General features: G+C 43.4%; 20 protein-coding genes. All 20 read right to left on the reverse strand.

Going from position 1 to position 19177, the window contains the following annotated elements; all coding sequences use genetic code 11:
* Positions 1 to 117: 117 nt before the first annotated feature.
* The 20 genes from aroA to hbs all read right to left on the reverse strand — a co-directional run bounded on the left by aroA (position 118) and on the right by hbs (position 18910).
* Positions 118 to 1410 carry a 3-phosphoshikimate 1-carboxyvinyltransferase gene (aroA, locus tag AB685_RS02460; protein ID WP_047968953.1) on the reverse strand — a complete coding sequence of 431 codons (1293 nt, stop codon included), beginning with the start codon at positions 1408 to 1410 and terminating at the stop codon, positions 118 to 120.
* 16 nt (positions 1411 to 1426) lie between these two features.
* A complete protein-coding gene (locus AB685_RS02465) occupies positions 1427 to 2539 on the reverse strand; it encodes a prephenate dehydrogenase (protein WP_047968954.1) in 1113 nt (370 codons plus the stop codon).
* A gap of 54 nt (positions 2540 to 2593) precedes the next feature.
* Positions 2594 to 3688: a histidinol-phosphate transaminase gene (hisC, locus tag AB685_RS02470; protein WP_047969702.1), complete on the reverse strand. Its 1095-nt coding sequence runs from the start codon at positions 3686 to 3688 to the stop codon at positions 2594 to 2596.
* Positions 3689 to 3697: 9 nt separating this feature from the next.
* On the reverse strand, positions 3698 to 4504 hold the full coding sequence (gene trpA / locus AB685_RS02475; RefSeq protein ID WP_047968955.1) for a tryptophan synthase subunit alpha: 807 nt from the start codon (positions 4502 to 4504) through the stop codon (positions 3698 to 3700).
* Positions 4501 to 5700, reverse strand: a complete 1200-nt coding sequence (gene trpB / locus AB685_RS02480) for a tryptophan synthase subunit beta (protein WP_047968956.1) — start codon at positions 5698 to 5700, stop codon at positions 4501 to 4503. The genes trpA and trpB overlap by 4 nt, the downstream gene beginning before the upstream one ends.
* Positions 5675 to 6340, reverse strand: a complete 666-nt coding sequence (locus AB685_RS02485) for a phosphoribosylanthranilate isomerase (protein WP_047968957.1) — start codon at positions 6338 to 6340, stop codon at positions 5675 to 5677. Before AB685_RS02485 ends, trpB begins: the two co-directional genes overlap by 26 nt.
* On the reverse strand, positions 6333 to 7097 hold the full coding sequence (gene trpC, locus AB685_RS02490) for an indole-3-glycerol phosphate synthase TrpC (protein ID WP_047968958.1): 765 nt from the start codon (positions 7095 to 7097) through the stop codon (positions 6333 to 6335). The genes AB685_RS02485 and trpC overlap by 8 nt, the downstream gene beginning before the upstream one ends.
* The gene (trpD, locus tag AB685_RS02495; RefSeq protein ID WP_047968959.1) at positions 7087 to 8112 is read right to left on the reverse strand and encodes an anthranilate phosphoribosyltransferase; all 1026 of its coding nucleotides are present in this window, start codon (positions 8110 to 8112) and stop codon (positions 7087 to 7089) included. Before trpD ends, trpC begins: the two co-directional genes overlap by 11 nt.
* Positions 8105 to 9619, reverse strand: coding sequence for an anthranilate synthase component I (trpE, locus tag AB685_RS02500; RefSeq protein ID WP_128755805.1), 1515 nt, complete (start codon positions 9617 to 9619; stop codon positions 8105 to 8107). Before trpE ends, trpD begins: the two co-directional genes overlap by 8 nt.
* Positions 9620 to 9902: 283 nt before the next feature.
* Positions 9903 to 10283, reverse strand: a complete 381-nt coding sequence (gene aroH, locus AB685_RS02505; RefSeq protein WP_047968961.1) for a chorismate mutase — start codon at positions 10281 to 10283, stop codon at positions 9903 to 9905.
* A gap of 33 nt (positions 10284 to 10316) precedes the next feature.
* Positions 10317 to 11414, reverse strand: a complete 1098-nt coding sequence (aroB, locus tag AB685_RS02510; RefSeq protein ID WP_047968962.1) for a 3-dehydroquinate synthase — start codon at positions 11412 to 11414, stop codon at positions 10317 to 10319.
* Positions 11398 to 12570 (reverse strand): chorismate synthase, encoded by a 1173-nt coding sequence (gene aroC / locus AB685_RS02515; protein ID WP_047968963.1) that lies wholly within the window; start codon positions 12568 to 12570, stop codon positions 11398 to 11400. Before aroC ends, aroB begins: the two co-directional genes overlap by 17 nt.
* A gap of 213 nt (positions 12571 to 12783) precedes the next feature.
* Entirely contained in the window at positions 12784 to 13566 is a 783-nt protein-coding gene (locus AB685_RS02520; protein ID WP_082153473.1) for a protein-glutamate O-methyltransferase CheR, read from the reverse strand.
* A 788-nt stretch (positions 13567 to 14354) separates the two neighbouring features.
* Complete coding sequence (ndk, locus tag AB685_RS02525; RefSeq protein WP_047968964.1) at positions 14355 to 14801, reverse strand: nucleoside-diphosphate kinase; 447 nt, start codon at positions 14799 to 14801, stop codon at positions 14355 to 14357.
* A gap of 136 nt (positions 14802 to 14937) precedes the next feature.
* Positions 14938 to 15900, reverse strand: a complete 963-nt coding sequence (gene hepT, locus AB685_RS02530) for a heptaprenyl diphosphate synthase component II (protein ID WP_047968965.1) — start codon at positions 15898 to 15900, stop codon at positions 14938 to 14940.
* Positions 15901 to 15918: 18 nt separating this feature from the next.
* Complete coding sequence (locus tag AB685_RS02535) at positions 15919 to 16632, reverse strand: demethylmenaquinone methyltransferase (RefSeq protein WP_047968966.1); 714 nt, start codon at positions 16630 to 16632, stop codon at positions 15919 to 15921.
* Positions 16633 to 16635: 3 nt separating this feature from the next.
* Positions 16636 to 17454 carry a heptaprenyl diphosphate synthase component 1 gene (locus AB685_RS02540; protein WP_047968967.1) on the reverse strand — a complete coding sequence of 273 codons (819 nt, stop codon included), beginning with the start codon at positions 17452 to 17454 and terminating at the stop codon, positions 16636 to 16638.
* A gap of 225 nt (positions 17455 to 17679) precedes the next feature.
* On the reverse strand, positions 17680 to 17901 hold the full coding sequence (gene mtrB / locus AB685_RS02545; protein ID WP_047968968.1) for a trp RNA-binding attenuation protein MtrB: 222 nt from the start codon (positions 17899 to 17901) through the stop codon (positions 17680 to 17682).
* 32 nt (positions 17902 to 17933) lie between these two features.
* Entirely contained in the window at positions 17934 to 18500 is a 567-nt protein-coding gene (gene folE, locus AB685_RS02550; RefSeq protein ID WP_047968969.1) for a GTP cyclohydrolase I FolE, read from the reverse strand.
* 137 nt (positions 18501 to 18637) lie between these two features.
* Positions 18638 to 18910, reverse strand: a complete 273-nt coding sequence (gene hbs, locus AB685_RS02555) for a non-specific DNA-binding protein Hbs (RefSeq protein ID WP_010193643.1) — start codon at positions 18908 to 18910, stop codon at positions 18638 to 18640.
* Positions 18911 to 19177 lie beyond the last annotated feature (267 nt).

The raw sequence follows: 19177 nt of genomic DNA on the forward strand, positions 1-19177 counted from the left end.
AAGCTATGCGGAAGGAAAGGGATATATTCTTTTTACCGGGAGATGGTTGGTATGAAAATTAAAGCTTAGCAACAAAAAGAGGCCACTAAAGGACCTCTCACGTAAATATCCCTAAATTTACCCTCTTCTCAGACTTTCTAGATGTTCAAAGAAACTTGGGTAGGACACATTTATGGCTTTATCATTTTCAAGCACTGTCTCCCCTTCTGCAATCAGGCTTGCAATGGCTCCCATCATGCCTATCCGGTGATCTCCGTAACTATCGAGGGTGCCACCATGCAAACGTGTCTTCCCTTTAATAATCATACCATCTTCTGTTGCCTCTATGTCCGCTCCAAGCTTTTTCAGCTCGTTCACAACCGAATCGATGCGGTTCGTCTCTTTCACCTTCAGCTCTTCAGCATCCTTGATCACCGTGGTGCCTTCCGCCTGTGTCGCCATCAAGGCGATAATAGGCACCTCATCTATTAATCGAGGAATAATATCCCCGCCGATTTCTATTCCAGTCAGAGAGGAGGTTTCCACCGTGATATCGGCATAAGGCTCAGGACCTTCCTCAACTACATTAGTGTAGGACAGTTTTGCCCCCATGCTCTTCAAGACTTCCAGAATACCTGTACGCGTAGGGTTGAGTCCGACCCGTTGCAATGTCACTTTGCTATCCGGCACGACGACACCAGCCACGAGGAAAAACGCTGCGGAAGAGATGTCACCTGGCACCACAATATGCAGGTCGGAAACGAGTTCCTGTCCACCTTCGACACTTACCTTGCATTCATCTGCTTCCTTCACATCCACACCGAATGCACGGAGCATCCTCTCTGTATGATCACGGGATTTGAATGGTTCTTCTACGCTTGTTACGCCTTCCGACCGCAACCCCGCCAAAAGAATCGCGGACTTCACCTGTGCACTGGCAACTGGGGAGACATAATCAATTCCACTCAAACCCCCACCTTGAATCGAGATTGGGGTAAAGTTTCCGTCCTGATTTCCTTGAATGCTAGCACCCATATCACGCAACGGAACTGTCACCCGTTTCATCGGCCTTTTGGAAATGGATTCGTCCCCAATCAGCACAGAGTGAAAAGGCAGACCTGAAAGAATTCCCATCATCAATCGAGCAGTGGTTCCTGAATTTCCTACATCTAGTACATCAGAAGACTCACTTAGTCCTTCAAATCCTTTCCCAAACACTGTCACATTGGAGCCATCCTGCTCGATCTCTACACCTAGTTTAGAAAAACAGCTGATGGTACTTAGGCAGTCTTCACCAGGAAGAAAGTTCTCCACCGTCGTCTTCCCTTTTGCCATTGATCCGAACATGACAGAACGGTGCGAAATGGATTTATCACCGGGTATGAGAATACTACCTTGCAACCCGCTTGCTGTGCTTGTCAGCTTTTTCATGATATCTATCTCCTCACTAAACAATATAGGTTTCGTACATCGTATTTTTCCGTAAGCATTCTTCTGCCGATTGACGATCATCATCAGATTGGAAGCTTAAGCGGAGAACACCATAGATTTCTTCTCTTGTTTCCATGATGCGAATATTGGTGATGCTGATTTTTTCCTTTGCAAGAATGCCAGTAATTTCGGAAATAATACCTGGATAATCCGGTACATCTACATACAGGTCGTAAAAGGATGGTATGGCCCCTTTCGCTTTTACCGGAAGACCATCCCGAAACTCCTTTGCCTGACTGAAATAGTCAAATAGAAATGCTTCATCATTTTCTGTCAGTTTTTCTTTAACTGTGGCCATATGCTCCATCCACTTGTCCATAAGCTTCAGAATGGTTTCTTTATTATGTATGAGTATATCTTTCCACATGGTCGGGTTGCTGGACGCAATTCTGGTGATATCCCGAAATCCGCCTGCTGCAAGCCTTGAAACATAAGGGTTGCTGGACTGCATGTCTTCTGCCTGGTGTACAAGGCCAGCCGCCACCACATGTGGGAAATGGCTGATCACTCCCGCTACAAGGTCATGTTCAGCTGCCGACATTGTAATAAAATTGGCTTTTGTCCCTGCCAGCCACATTTTGGTCAAGGCTACCTCTTTCGGGTGGGTATCCTCTTCAAATGGAGTCAGGACATAAAACGCATTCTCAAAAAGATGGCTTTTCGCTGCAATTACTCCACTTTTATGGGAGCCTGCCATCGGGTGTCCCCCTATAAATGTAACATTTCCCTGTGGGAAGAGGGTAGCTGCAAGTGAAGTGATACTATGCTTCGTACTTCCTACGTCTGTAATGATCACCTGAGGTTTAGAGAAGGTAAGTCCGCTAAGCTGTTTCAAGACTTCATTTGACTGCATGACCGGTACAGAAATAATGATCAAGTCAGCATCGGCAGCTTCCTCTTCATAGTGTTCACAATACTCGTCAATGACTTTCAATGACTTGGCAAGCTTCCCTTGCTGTTCATTAATATCAAAGCCTACGATATCGGCTAGTGGATGTTCTTTTTTTATGGCAAGAGCTATCGATCCGCCAATTAACCCGAGTCCAATTATTAACACTTTACCTTTCATATGCTTCACCGCCTGATGTCTATATATAAATAGAGAGGAAAATTCTCCTCTCTATTAGATGGCTTGCTTCATTTGGAATTCTTTCAAGTAAGAGATGATCTCTTCGTTCTGTTCCGCGGTACCGACCGTAATACGTAAACATGTCGGGTAGCCCAGCGCTTTTCCAGATCTAACAATGTATCCTTTACTCATCAAATAATGAAAAATTACATCGGCATCCGTCTGGAAATCGATCAATACGAAATTCCCTTCAGAAGGGTAATATGCCAAATTCATCTCTTCGCAGAAAGCATAATATTGTTCTAACCCTTCTTTGTTTTTCATGACGCACTCTTTGATAAAAGACTGATCCTCTACTCCCACTGTTGCTGCAACTTGTGCAAGGGAGCTTGTATTGAACGGTTCTCTTGCCGGCTCGATGAGACTGATCAGTTCAGCATTTGCAATACCGTACCCAATACGGAAGCTTGCAAGTCCGTAAGCTTTAGAGAATGTCCTTGTTATCAAGAGATTTGGAAAATCATTTAACAACTTCACAGTCTCCGGGTAGTCTTCTGCTGTTACATATTCTTTGTAGGCTTCATCAACTACAACAAGTGTGCTGCTTGGTACTTTTTTGATAAAGGAAAGCAATAGCTTCTCCTCGATATAAGTGCCAGTAGGATTGTTAGGACTGCACAACCAGACAATCGCTGTGTTCTCATCAATCTGCTGCAGCATTTCATCAAGCTGATGATAGCCGTCTTTCAGAGGTACTTCTCTTATCTCGGCACCTTCAATGATTGCATTATGTTTGTATTGCGGGAAGGTAGGATCCGGCATGACCGTATTCTTACCCGGTGCTAAAAGGGCACGGCATAAGATTTGGATCACTTCATCAGAACCATTCCCAAAAATAAGCTCCTTTTCACTGACTCCAACTTGTTCTGAAAGGGCTTCTCTAAGTTTCCTTGCGTATCCATCCGGATAGGTCGCAGCCGATCCAAGTTCATTTATAAGGGCCTGTTTAACCTTCGGAGAGCAACCATATGGGTTCTCATTGGAAGCAAGTTTGACTATTTTCTCTAAGCCTAACTCCCTCTTCACTTCTTCCATCGGTTTTCCTGGCTGGTATGGTGTCAGGTTAAGCAGTTGTTTTTTTACATCCATCATCGACAATCACCTTTCTGCTAAAAGTGGAGAAATAAGCTCCTCTATTTCTTGTTTTAAATTCTGCAAGGTTTTTTCTTCATCAACTTTAAAAAGTTTTTCTCTTTGCTCTATCATCTTTATGAGTGCACTTCCTACTACAAACCCGTCACAATAAGGCTTCAAGGTCTGTATATGTGCACTTTCTGATATTCCGAAACCTACGGCTGTAGGCACGTTACTCGTCTTTTTGACCTCTTCAAGGAACGAGTACAACTCTTTGGAAAATTCCTTTCGCACCCCAGTCACTCCAAGTGAGGAAATGCAGTATAGAAATCCTTGTGCATGCTCAGTAATGGTGTTCATCCGCTTTTTGGAAGTAGGTGCAACTAGAGAAATATATGTTATAGCATGTTCGCTGCATTTCTCTCGTGTACGTCTACTTTCTTCAAATGGAAGATCGGGAATCAATAGGCCATCCACCTGATTTTCCTGCGCTAAAGCGAAAAAGGATTCTTCCCCTAATTGTAACACAGGATTATAGTACGTAAAGAGGATGATCGGAATTTTCAGTCCTCTCCTTCTCATTTCCCCTGCAAGTTTCATTGTACCAGTAATGGTCATTTTATGCGCTAAAGCACGTTTGGAGGCCCGTTGAATAACCGGGCCATCTGCTAGGGGGTCGGAGTATGGAACACCAAGCTCCAGTACAGATGCACCCGCCTCCTCCAATAAGAGTGCAAGCTTGATCGTCAGTTCAGGCGTGGGGTCCCCTGACATAATAAAAGGAATAAACAGCTTGTCATGTTTCGGTAATCTTTCAAGATACGATGTCATTCCGCTGCCCCCTCCATTCGCTTCATTAAAGTATGAACATCTTTGTCACCACGGCCTGATAGGCAGACAAGCAACGATTCCGTTCCTGACATTTTTGCAGCTTCTTTATAGGCCGATGCTAAGGCATGTGCGGACTCAATTGCAGGTATAATGCCCTCTTCTTTAGCAAGAATATCAAGAGCTTCAAGCGCTTCTTCATCAGTCACACTCTGGTATTCGACCCTTCTACTATCTTTTAGATATGCATGCTCGGGACCGATACCCGGGTAATCCAGTCCGGCTGATATGGAATAGGGCTCCACTATCTGGCCATGCTCATCTTGGATCAAGTAAGTCAGTGATCCGTGGATGACCCCTTTCGACCCTTTTGTCAATGTTGCAGCATGAAGTGGTGTATCTATCCCTTTTCCTGCAGCCTCCACTCCAATCAGCTCCACTTTATCCTCTACAAATGGGGCGAACATCCCAATTGCATTCGAACCACCACCCACACAGGCGACGATCTTATCAGGCAACCCACCCTCTCTTTCTTGGAACTGCCTTTTTGACTCCTCTCCGATAACACGTTGAAATTCTCGGACCATATATGGATAAGGATGAGGACCAACTACCGAACCAATCATGTAAAAGTGGTCCTCACAGTGTTGTACCCAGTAGCGGATTGCTTCATTTGTCGCATCTTTCAATGTTTTATTCCCGCTCGTTGCAGGCACAACTTCCGCTCCAAGCAACTTCATACGGAACACATTAAGCGACTGACGATCGATATCCTCTTCTCCCATGAACACCTTGCATTCCAGACCGAATTTCGCTGCAACCGTTGCTGCAGCAACTCCATGCTGTCCCGCTCCTGTTTCAGCAATGATTTTCTTCTTCCCCAAACGCTTTGCCAGTAGAGCTTGACCAATGGCATTGTTAATCTTGTGGGCACCTGTATGATTAAGGTCTTCTCTTTTAAGATAGATTTTCGCGCCGCCTATCCGTTCTGTAAGTTTTTCCGCATATGTCAGAGCAGTGGGTCTGCCGGAATACTCTTTCAAATAGTAATGATAGTCTTCTAGAAAGCCTGGGTCCTTCAGCGCTTCTTGTAAGCCTGTTTCCAGCTCCTCCAAAGGAAGCATCAATGTTTCGGGCACATACTTCCCTCCGAACTCTCCATACCTGCCAAAACTATCTGGTGTTTGTACGCTTTTCATATTCCATCACCATACTTTCTATCAGAATCATTTTTTCTTTGCTTTTGATGAAATCCTCTTCGATACCACTGGATAGATCGATACCAAGGGGCATATGAGGCAATAGGTCAATTAACGTATGTTCATTTATCCCTCCAGCAATTATGCATCTGATATCATGTTCGGCTGCAAGCTTAGTATAAACCGGAATATATGACCAATCGAAACTTGTTCCAGTACCGCCATATTGGTTGCCCTTCTTTTTATCAATAACGATTCCATCAACGAGCGCTATATACTCTTTCGCTTTCTTTACACTTTCAGAATCCTCATGGTGAATTACTTTCCATATCTCTGCCTCACACTCGGCCTTCAGGTCCTCTATGAACTCCGGTCCCTCATCACCATGGCACTGGACGACATCAAGTGGTACGGTTTGTACTGCATGCAGAATTTCCGCTTTTGATTGGTTCACAAATATCCCTACAAGCCGCTTATTTCCAGGCGAAGTCACCCTGAGCCATTCTGTCACTTGTTCAGCCCTCACCTGCCGCTTGCTGTCGGCAAAAACAAAACCTATAAAATCAGCCTCTGTACTTATGGCTACCATGTAGTCTTGCAAACTCTTATTGCCGCAAAACTTTATCTCCGTTCTAGGCATGCTTTAGTTCTCCGAATAGCCTTTTCACACCGGTACTTGGGGAAATATCCTTCATAAATGCCTCCCCTACAAGAACTGCATTCGCACCAAATTCCTTTACATGGTTTAGGTCATCTGCAGTCAGGATCCCGCTTTCACTGACAAGCAAAGAAGAACTTGGAATATGTGTTGCAAGCTCCTTGGTAGTTTGAACATCTGTTTCAAAGGTTGCAAGGTTCCGGTTGTTGACACCGATTATTCTGGGTATGATCGTTTGGAGAAGCCGGGAAAGCCTTTCCAAGCTATGAACCTCCACTAGCACATCCAGCCCTGAATCCGTTGCTTGTTTATAAAGTTTTGCCAATTTTTCATCTGTCAGAATTTCTGCTATCAACAAAATCGCATCCGCACCAATACGTGCACTTTCCTCGATTTGGATTGAATCAATGATGAAATCTTTTCTAAGCACAGGGAGGCTTGTCGTCTCCTTCACCATCATCAGGTCATGCTTTGACCCCTTGAAATAGGTCTGATCTGTGAGGACTGATATGGCATCTACTCCTACCCCTTCATACTCCGCCCCGATATCTATGGGAGCAAAGCTTTCTTTAAGAATTCCTTTTGATGGGGAAGCCTTTTTCATCTCCGCTATTAATCCAATGCTTCGTTTTGGGTTGGCCAGCGCTTCATAAAAAGAATAGTGTTGTACCTGTTTTTTTGGAGGAAGCGTCATTTTTGCCACTTCCATCTTTTTCGTCTCTACTATATTAGTTAACATGCTCACTCATCCCCACCTTTTTCAATTGCTGCAAAAGCTCGTATGGCTTATTGGTTTCTATCAATTGTCTCGCAAGCTCCACCCCTTGATGTAACGTCTCCACAATTCCTGAAACATAAAGTGCAGCTCCTGCATTCAAGCAGACAATATTTTTCGCACTTCCTGTAGCTTTGTTCTGAAAAATCTGTTTGATCAGATGGGCACTTTGCATACTGTTGGCTACTTGAAGGTCCTCCAAGCGTCCTCTATCAAATCCAAAGTCCTCTGGCGCGATGGTGTAGGAGGATATCTTGCCCCTATTCACCTCAACTACATGTGTTTCGGCAGTAACAGTTATTTCATCCAATCCATCATGCCCCGCCACAATCAACACATGTTCGGAACCGAGTTCATTCAACACTTCAGCCATCTTGAACGCATAATCAGCTGAAAATACACCAATCACCTGTTTCTTGCAACGGACGGGGTTGGCGAGAGGCCCAAGAAGATTAAAGATGGTCCTGAAACCAATCTCCTTTCTAGGGGCAACAGCATGCTTCATTGCCCCATGATAGATCGGAGCAAACAGAAAGCTCATCCCTTTATCCTTCAGATTTCGGGTTGCTTCTTCGAGGGTCTGTTGGACAGGGAGCTGAAGCTGTTCCAAAACATCTGCACTTCCACTTGAAGAGGAAACTGCGCGATTTCCATGCTTGGCAACTTTCGCTCCTCCGCTTGCAGCCACTATCGCAGAGGCAGTGGAAATATTGAAAGTCGACGCTCCATCTCCACCGGTTCCGCATGTATCTATTAGATGAGTATGTTCATAGGCAAGCGGCTTCATATGGCCCCGCATGGCTTTGGTGAATCCTAGCATTTCTTCGACTGTCTCGCCCCTGAATCTCAGAATGGAAATAAAGCTTGCAATCTGACTGGAGGTCACCTCACCATTCATCATAAGGTCCATCGCTCTTTCCGCTTCTTCCGTTGTAAGGTTCGCTCCATCTATCAATTTGGTTAAATAGGCTTTAAACATAACTGCATGACCCTCCAGTCTTTTTCGCAAAATATTTATTAGCTATTTGAATGGTTTCAATCAATGCGGACGCTTTGTTTATCGTTTCCTTCCACTCTAGCTCAGGAACAGAATCTGCCACCACACCGGCTCCCGCTTGGACAAAAAAGGAATCTCCCCGCTTTTGGATGGTCCGGATGGTTATGCAGGAATCTATATTCCCATCAAACCCGATGTAACAGATGGCCCCTGCGTACGTATTGCGTTCAGTCGGCTCGAGTTCCTGCAGAATCTGCATCGCCCTTACCTTTGGCGCCCCTGAAACTGTACCGGCAGGGAAAGCTGCAAGCAAGGCATCCACAGGTGTGAATTTCTGGGATAGTTCCCCTTTTACAATGGAAATCAAATGCATGACTCTAGAAAAATAAACAAGCTCTTTTATGACCGGAGTATGAACAGATCCATATGTTGCCACCCTTCCTAAGTCATTTCTCGCAAGATCAACCAGCATATAGTGCTCCGCCTGTTCTTTTTCGTCCTGCATTAGATCTTGAGCCAAGCCTTGGTCTTCCTCCTCCGTTTTGCCTCTTTTCCGTGTACCGGCAATGGGGTGTATTTCGAGCTTCTTATCCTCGATCTGTATCAGCCTTTCGGGAGAGCTCCCGATCAGCTCCATCTCGTTATATTTCAGATAGAACAGATAGGGAGATGGATTTTGTCTTCTTAATACACGGTAGACATCAAACCCTTCCAAATTCGCTTCCAGTTTAAAACGCTGGGAGAGAACACATTGAAAGATGTCTCCCGTCTGGATATATTGCTTGATCTTTTCTACGTGTTCAATAAACCGCTCTTTCGTATAGTTTGAATGGACAGGCAACTGCTCTTTCATGTCGTCCACTTCTAAAAGTGCATCCATCTCTTCCCGCTTTCGGATAAGGGAAACCTTTGTGGAAATCGACTGTTTTGCATAATTGAACTTTTCACGTAACTGCTCCATATTTTCCGTTCCATCCAGACGGATATAATGAATAAAATGCAATTCATTTTCCTTATGGTCACAAACCACTATGTCCTCGCAGTACAATAGGTTGGCTGTATGTTCTCCACGGTAGGATGGATGCATAGGGACCTTCTCGATTGTCGGAATGAAATCATAGCTCAAATAGCCGACCGCCCCTCCTGTAAATCCCACCTTTTTCTCCAGTTGTTTCACCTGAAGCAATTCATTGGCTTGCTGGATAACTTCATTTAATTGTTTGGATTGGAACAGTATTTTGGCTGTCTTTTCCTCCTGTAAGGAAATCATCGTATCCTTACCGGTTATTTTCCAGAATGGATTCAACCCGATAAAAGAATATCTTGCCCAAGCTGAATTCGGTTCTTTACTTTCCAGAAGATAGACCGCCTCTTTCCTTAATGCCTGAAAAATGGACACTGGCGTTAATGTGTCTTCAAAAAAACTTTCAATAATGGGAATGGTTTTGTATTGTTTGCTTGCCTCAAGAAACTCCGCAAACTGTTGCATCATGATCTCCTCCATTTTCGCCAAATGGAGAATGAGCTTTTGTAACGAGGTGTTACAGAATGGGGAAAAACAAAAACCCAAAGACAGAGGATAGTCTTTGGGTAGATTTATAGACATACATTCTAACCTCAGCTAATCTCAACTCATTCTCAGCTATTCTCTTCTCAACTCGGCTCATAAACTTTTTACAATTGCTTTTTTGGCTCTCTAGCCCTCAACTTGTTTCTCTAAACTGAACTCTACACTCTTTTGTTGCTTGTAAGTACTATATGATAGAAGATTGCTAATTGTCAACCGTTATTGGTCTTGCCAAATCAGGTCGCAGGTTCACAGCCTCATGCAGATATAAATGCTGAATGTCTTTCTGTGGGACTTCCGTGTTCACTGTCATCATGACCCTGATACAGGAAGAAAGGGAGTTAGGAACTGCTATCTCCTTTGTGCACATAACTGGCACGTAGTCCCACCCTTCAAGGTTTCGGAGCGCTTTGGCAGGGAAGCATGCCGTAATATCTGCTGTCACAGAAATTAATACTTGTGCAACATCTTCTGCCACTATGCTGTTCGCATGGATCATCGATCGTAATAACTCCTCGGTTTTACTGATAATCTCTTTTTCCGAATTCTCCGTTATTGTTGTTGCACCTCTTACACCTCTGATCACCGAATTCCCCCTTTACATGTTGAAGCCATCACATTAATAGAACTCCTTCAACGTTTCTAGAATTAGCTCATCAGGTACTGACCTCAGTTCCACGTTGCCGACTAATTGGATCAATACCATATGTATATGACTGTTCTGTGTTTTTTTGTCCTTTTTCATCCAACCTAAAAGATCTGCCGGTGAGACGGACGGTTGTATGCTTGTAGGAAAACCATAAAGCTCCCAGGCTGCTTTCAATTCGTCTACCAATCGCAGGTTTGGATTCAGCTTCTCGCTTACTCTTGTTGCAAAAAGAATGCCCAGCGCCACTCCGTCACCATGTGTGATTTTGCCATAGCCGTACGCCGCCTCAAGGGCATGTCCAAGTGTGTGACCAAAGTTCAAAATGGCGCGAAGCCCCGTTTCTTTTTCATCATTTGAAACGACCTCGGCTTTAATTTTAATTCCATTTTCCAGGCACACAAGAAGTCTTTCTTCGGTCAGGTCGTTTATACTCTGAATAGTTTCCTTTATCCATAGATAAAATTCTTCATCCCAAATTAGTGAATGCTTAACCACTTCCGCAAAGCCTGAGCGCATTTCTTTTTCAGGCAGGCTCTTGAGGAAGTTCACATCATAGATGACCGCTTCCGGCTGATAAAAGGAGCCGATCATATTTTTCCCTAAAGGATGATTAATGGCAACCTTGCCGCCAACCGCACTGTCATGGGCCAGGAGCGTGGTGGGGACCTGAATGAATTTAATGCCTCTCATGAATGTCGAGGCAACAAATCCTGCAATATCCCCAACCACTCCGCCTCCAAGGGCAATGATCACAGAACCACGGTCCAACCCGTTCTCCAGTGCAAACGTCTGAATCGCAAAATAGTTCTCAAACGACTTTGCGCTTTCACCGTTTGGAAGTACATAGGAATGAACACTAAAGGATTGTTGCTCTAGACTTGATACAACTCTGGCAAGATATAGTTTTGCCACATAATTATCTGTCACAATCAACACTTTATTTGGAATAGCACTAAAAGAAAGCAGGAGTTCAGGAAGATGTCCAAACGCCCCTTTCCCCAAAAATACGGGATACTCCTTTGAAGCGGTCTGAATGCCCACCTTTGTCCAATTAGAATTTTGCGGCATGATCACGCATCCTTTGGACATTTTCTTTAATCAGGTCCATTCTGTCATGCCCGAACTGTTCCACAATGGCATGAGCAATTTCCCAAGCGACTACGGCTTCCGCCACTACACTCGCTGCCGGCACCGCACAGCTGTCCGAACGTTCAATGCTTGCCTGGAACGGCTCTTTCGTATCAATATCAACACTTTGAAGCGGCTTATAGAGTGTAGGGATCGGCTTCATGACACCTCTCACCACAATCGGCATACCCGTTGTCATACCACCTTCAAAACCACCAAGGTTATTGGATAAACGATAGTAGCCACGCTCCTCACTCCAGGCAATTTCATCGTGTACCTTGCTTCCCGGGAGGCTTGCCGCTTGGAAGCCCACCCCGAACTCCACACCCTTAAAGGCATTGATGCTCATAATGGAAGCGGCAACCTTGGCGTCCAATTTACGGTCATAATGAACGTAGCTTCCAACTCCTGCAGGTACTCCTTCTACTATCACTTCCACTATGCCTCCAATGGAATCTCCATTCTCTTTGGCTGTGTCAATAGCGTCCATCATCGCCTGCTCCACATTTTTATCATAGCAACGAACAGAGGATGCTTCGGTTTGCGCTTTAAGGTCATCTAAATTTGTTGTATTTTGCGGCTCTGCTTTCACACCACCGATTTCCGTTACATGGCCAGCCACCTTAATTCCTAGCTCTGCCAAGAACTTCCGTGCAACAGCTCCAGCTGCAACCCTTACCGTAGTCTCACGTGCGGAAGAGCGTTCCAAGACGTTGCGCATGTCCCGGTGCCCATATTTTATCGCACCATTAAGATCGGCATGTCCTGGACGTGGCTTTGTCACCTTTCGCTTTACTTCTTCCTGTTGCTCTTCTAATAGGGGCTCAATCCCCATAATCTTGGTCCAATGCTTCCAATCATCATTTGTAACCGCCAGGGTTATGGGAGAACCTAACGTTTGACCATGACGAACCCCACTCAATATATCAACGGTATCCTTTTCGATTTGCATTCTTCTGCCACGGCCATGCCCTTTCTGTCTTCTTGCGAGATCCTCATTAATATCCTCGACAGTCAGTGGCAGCCCGGCTGGGACACCTTCCAATATGGTGGTCAATTGCGGTCCATGCGACTCGCCAGCAGTCAAATATCTCATCGTTATCAGCCTCTCCTTTATCTCTTTAAAGCTTTTAAGCATGTAAGTAAAATTAATTATGTAATACTATATCATAAGTGTAGCGGATTGTTCTAGTAAAAAAAAGCAGGTTGTGGCGGAAAACGCACTTTTGACCGACAGGGAAGTAGTCAAAATAATATTCTTCCTACTATAGAAAAACCCCTGCAATTGCAGGGATTGGCGTTTTCCAAATTATACTTTTCTATAAAAAAATGTATCCACCACTTCAAACCCATATTTTGCAGGTTGGAATATCTGTTCCGTGCTTCCTACGAAAAGGATCCCGCCCCTTTTCAAGGCATTACTGAATTTATGGTATAGTTGCTCCTTCGCTTCCTCTGTAAAATAGATCAGGACATTCCGGCAAACAATCAGGTCGTGTTCCGATTCGAACGGGTCAGCTAATAGATTCTGCCTTTTAAAGTTTACCGTCCTCTTTATCTCATCCCTGACTTTGTAAAGTCCATCTTGCTCCATAAAATATTTGCTTTTAATTTCAAAAGGAACCTCTTGAAGTGAACGCTCCTGATAGGTTGCAAGCTTGGCCCTTGCAATGACATTCGAATCAATATCTGTAGCTTTCACCCGGATATCACACAACGGGATAAAGTTACTGAGGACCATCGAAAGTGTGTACGGCTCCTCACCTGTAGAACAAGCAGCACTCCACACTTTGGGACTCTTATTCTCCTTCAACATCTCAGACAGGATTTTCTTCTCCAAGATCTCCCAACGTTTAAAATTACGGTAGAACTCAGAAACATTTATGGTCATACGATCCAAGAATTCAATTAATTCTTCCTGGTTTTTTTCCAGCAGTTGATAATACTCTTTAAAGCTCTTATATCCCTTTTTCTCGTAAAGGGAGGTCAACCTTCTTTTCATTTGCCCCTCTTTATACAAGGCCAGGTCAATGTCCGTCTTTCTTTTTACTTGGTCAATAAATTGACTGTAATCGTCCCTCATTCCATTCATCTACTTTCTCTCTATATCTATACCTTTAGTATAGCTGATTTGGGATTGGAGAGGAACTCCTCTTCTCTGCTAGCTCTGTACATACTACCCTTTAACCACGAACTTCTACCGTTCAGCGGCATCCTTCTACATTTCCCAGATTCACTTCTACATTTCCCAAACGTTCTTCTACCTTTCAACTCCAATGTTCTGCACTTTCGCACTCCAGCTCCCCATTTTAAATTAGGTAATTTCACATTCCCTTACCATCCCTTTCAATTCCGCACGACAATGAGCATTTATTGTTAACAAACCATCACATACCCGCATCTAAACATAAAAATAACCAGGCAGAAACCGCCCGGTCTTTTTATAGCAAAAAAATTACAGTTGATTGGTTAATCGCCGCTGTTCCTTTCCGCAAATGGCTTCGCTTTCCACGGGGCGACCTTGAGCCTCCTCACTTCGTTGCGGGGTCTCAAGATTGTCGCTTCTCCCCCGTAGGAGTCTTCGCCATTTGCTCCAATCCACAGCTAGAAACCAGTCATCTCTTTAAGATAGTTTTTTAGTTAGCCTTTCGATGAATGAAATCACCTTGTTGATTGCAGTGGAAGGCGCGCAGACTCCTGTGGGAGGAAGGGACAGGGGAGACCCCGCAGGCTTGCCGAGGATGCTCCCGGACCGCCCACTGGAAAGCGAAGCGCCTGGAACGGAAACCAACAGAATTATATGCTTTCTTATCTTTTTTAAAAAACACCTCCCTCAAAATGAGAAAGGTGTCCCTGTTAAAGCGTTTTCAATTTATCGGATTAATAAATCCAGTTGTCAACGTCTCTTTTGTATTCCACAAGGCCTTCACCTTTGAAGAATAGACCGATTTCGCGCTCTGCACTTTCAGAGGAGTCAGATCCGTGGATAATATTCTTGCCAACTGTAACACCGTACTCACCGCGGATTGTTCCAGAAGCTGCATCTTTAGGGTTTGTTGCACCCATCATGTGACGCGCGGTAGCGATTACATTTTCACCCTGCCAAACCATTGCGAATACAGGACCGGAAGTGATGAAGTCTACAAGCTCTCCGAAGAAAGGACGCTCTTTATGTTCACCGTAGTGCTCTTCTGCCAATTCGGTAGGAATTTGCATTAATTTAGCACCAACAAGTTGGAATCCTTTTTTTTCAAAACGAGAAACGATTTCCCCAACAAGGTTACGCTGTACGCCATCAGGCTTTACCATCAAAAATGTTTTTTCCATAATAATTTCTCCACCCCATTACAATTATGTAAGGTTAGGTAAACCCTAACCTCCCAAAATATATCACGGTTTTTACCGTCTTGCAACAGAAGATGGAGAATTATCGTAATATTTTACAAAGTTCACGAAAATGGTCCTAATATTTCCGTTTCCCGATATATTTTGCTACATTATTGAATGTCCGTTTGGCAAGGCCGTTAGGGAGTTTTTCAAGCTCTTTGAAAGCCCGCTCCAAATAGCGGTCACTAAGTGCAAAGGAACGGTCAATTGCGTCCGATTCCTTGATGAGATCTATGATTTCTTGTATTTCCTTGGCATCACTGTGCTCGTGTATTCTCCGTATCTTATCTTTCAAGACTGGAGTTTCCATTGCATAAAGAACGGGAAGGGTAATATTCCCTTGCAGGAGATCGCTCCCAGCAGGTTTACCGAGTTGTTCTTCGGTGGAGGTGAAGTCGAGTATGTCATCGGTAATCTGAAATGACATTCCCACATAGTAGCCGAACCAGTACAGGCTATTATGAACTGAGGTAGGAACACTTGCCGTAATGGCGCCAAGCTGACAGCTGACTGCGATAAGTATGGCTGTCTTCCTTTTAATCCTTCTCAGGTAGGTCCGCAGATTCTGATCATAATTATACTTATCTCTAATTTGTTCTATTTCACCTTTACACAGCTCTACAATAGTATGCGAAAGGATTCGGTGCGCCTCTATATCGTCTACCATGGTCATCAGTTCAAGAGATCTTGCAAAAATGTAATCGCCAGTGTACATGGCAATTCGGTTATCCCACTTGGCTTTGATGGTCGCTTTTCCGCGTCGCAACTCTGCATCATCAATGACATCGTCGTGAACGAGGGAAGCCATATGTATGAGTTCTAATGCCACAGCTACATTCTTGATTTTATGGATATCGTACGTTCCAAGCTTAGCAGCCAACAGAACAAAAACAGGGCGGATTCTTTTTCCGCCTGCTTGCAACAGATGCAATGAAGCCTCCTGAAGTAAAGCCCGCTCCGTCTGGATAGTGGCTTCTAGTTCATCTTCAATTATTTGCAAATCATTATTTAAAAAGGAATACATCATCTTTAATTTCATGTAGGTCACCTTTACAAACTATTTTCTAGGTTTAATTCCTAAATGCATGGCAGCAACTCCACCGGTATAAGCCTTCACCTCAACAGGTCGGAAACCTACTTTTTCATACATTTCTTTCAGTTCTTTCATTCCAGGAAAGTCTTTTGCCGATTCATGTAGCCATGCGTATTCATTATAGCTTTTGGCGAATACTTTTCCGAGCATCGGCATTACATATTGGAAATATAGGAAATACACTTGGCGGAAGCCGGGCATGGTTGGCTGTGACGTTTCCAGGCAGATGACCTTTCCTCCAGGCTTGACTACTCTGTACATTTCTTTCAGGACTTGAAAATAGTCAGGAACATTCCGTAATCCAAAGCCGATGGTCACATAGTCAAAGGTGTTATCTTCAAATGGAAGTGCCATTGCATTACCGTGAATAAGCTCTATGTTATCAACACCTAATTCTTTGACTTTTTCCTGTCCGATGGAAAGCATGTTCTCACTGAAGTCCAGCCCCACCACTTTGCCGTTCTTGCCAACTGCATCCGCCATGGTTAGAGTCCAGTCTGCAGTACCACAGCATACGTCCAAGGCTTTGGATCCGGATTTCACGTTCATTCTTTTCATCGTATCCTTCCGCCATGCTACATGACGTTGAAAGCTAATGACCGAATTCATTTTATCATAGTTTTTATATATTTTTTCAAAAACACTATGCACTCGCTCTTCTTTGGATGGATGTTGCATGGCTTACCCTTCTTCCGCGTACTTTTTCGATGAAAATGGTATCTCATAGAAAAGTTCTTGTATTCTTGATTCTAATAAATTATTCATTTTGGGAATTGAATGAGTCAATTGCTCGATTGTCCGTTTCACATGATCGATATATCTGTCCATCAGGTATAGCATATATGTTTCCTGGTCCTTTGACGGGTCATTCTTTTCCCCTTTTGAAAAGGCAATGCGCCTTAAAGTTTCAAAAAGGAAGGAGGATTTTTCTTGGCAAAAACTTTTCCGTTCATGAATTAAGCGCTTTAATAATAAAAAGTTGACACTCAAATCTTTAAGTAACGAGTCGGAAAAGTAACTGGAAACGGACTGGATCAGAGATGATTCAATCTTCCCCAGGCTATCCATCAAATTTTCAATGCCTTCTAGTTCTTTTTGGTAATAGGCAATTTTATGTTCATTTATTTGTTTAATCGAATGGGCCAATGTTTTTATCATGGAGATGTCATTAACATCTGCCAACAACCTGTAGTACAGACCACTATAGTAGTCTCCAGCAAGAACGGTTAGTTGTCGGCTTTTCGCGTCGTCCTCTTCCAACTGGTCAGCTTTCGCATTTGTAACCATATCATGGGTATCAAGAGCGATTTGTACAAGCATGGTGGATAATATGTATTGTTCTTTTTTTTCCTCGGACATCTCAATGGATTCCAGGACTGAATAGAGGAGCAACAACTTATCCTCATCTATGATAGGGTATTCAATATGTTTTATTAAATATGGATGTGTAATCAGATTATGTAGTTTTTCTTTTATTATGGATATATGTTTATGACTCACTAAAGACCACCCTTGTTCCCTTTTCTTGACTGAAGGCTGTGTCCGCTCAGGCGAATTAAGCCTAACTAAAATAGACAAAGTTAATTATAGCACATTAGTGAAACATATTGTTAAAATGGGCTATCTTTCTTTAGTTTAACCCGGTATGGAATAGATAATAAGAAAAGCAGAGAAATAAATATTCATCTGCTTCATCGCTTGAAATTATACACAGTTTAACATCTGTCAGTCTGCTTCCATTTCTCCATGGGAAGATTGAATGAGTGCTTTTCCTCTGATTTTGATGGCGGAAGTGTGCTCGGTAAATTGGGCTATCATCACTTCTCCCCTGTCAAGCTTTTCAGAATGATGAAAACGAGTGTCCGTTCCACGTGTTAAACCTATTACACTTACTCCATCTTCCTTCGCCTTTATTACAATGAAATCGTTCGAATTTGTTTGACCCATGACAATCCTCCTTGGTTCTTTATCGATTATTTCTAGCCTTTGATCAGTGATAGTACTTCGGCTCTTGCTGCTGCATCATTTTCCAGAACACCACGAACTGCAGAAGTGATGGTCATGGCTCCAGGTTTCTTTACGCCACGCATCGTCATACACATATGTTCTGCTTCTACGACTACCATCACACCATGTGGATCTAACGATTCTACCATGGACTCTGCAATCGTTGATGTGATTCTTTCTTGAAGCTGAGGTCGTTTTGCAACCGCCTCCACTGCACGTGCAAGTTTACTCAATCCGGTAACTTTTCCGCCTTTAGGTATGTATGCTACATGCGCTTTTCCGAAGAATGGGACCAAGTGATGTTCACACATGGAAAAGAAGGAGATATCCTTTACCAACACCAATTCTTCATGCGCTTCTCCAAATACTGTTTTGAAGTGTTCTTTCGGATCTTCATTTAACCCTGAAAATACTTCCGTGTACATTTTTGCCACTCGTTTAGGTGTATCTAGCAAGCCCTCACGATTAGGATCTTCCCCGATAGCTTCCAGGATCATTCGTACTGCCTGTTCTATTTGAGCTTTATTTACTTCTGTCATGTCCTTTATCCTCCTACATTACCCCTTAAATGGCTGTAATGTGATTCTAGCATAAGTTTTTTTTAAAAAGCAAAAATAAAGAGGCGCAAACTATGCGCCTCTTTAAGATGACATTCATTTGACTATGTAGCTGTCAATTATTTCACAGCATCCTTAAGTGCTTTACCAGGTTTGAAAGCTGGTACTTTGCTTGCAGCGATTTCGATCTCTTCCCCAGTTTGTGGGTTACGACCTTTACGCGCAGCACGTTCACGTACTTCAAAGTTACCAAAACCGATTAATTGTACTTTGTCACCGTTTTTAAGTGCGTCAAGAATTGTATCGAAAACAGCATCAACTGCTTTAGTAGCGTCTTTTTTGGAAAGTTCACTCGCTTCAGCAACTGCATTGATTAGATCTGTCTTGTTCATGCCATTCACCTCCTCCCAAGGGAGTTAATCGCTATTCTAGACCAAAATCCTGTTTTAGTCTAGTAAAAGCCTTTAGTATTAACATTTGTTCACAATTTTGATTGATTCTATACATGATAGAATCGCTTAATCTTGTAACTAGGCTTATATTAACCCATTAAACACTAGATTTCAACAAATTTCTCGCAAAAAACTACGTTTAGAGGAATATTTCGCCATTTAAGAGAAGATTTTCTGATTGTAGATTAACATAAGAATGCCCTTGAT

This window comes from Bacillus sp. LL01 (genome assembly GCF_001037965.1).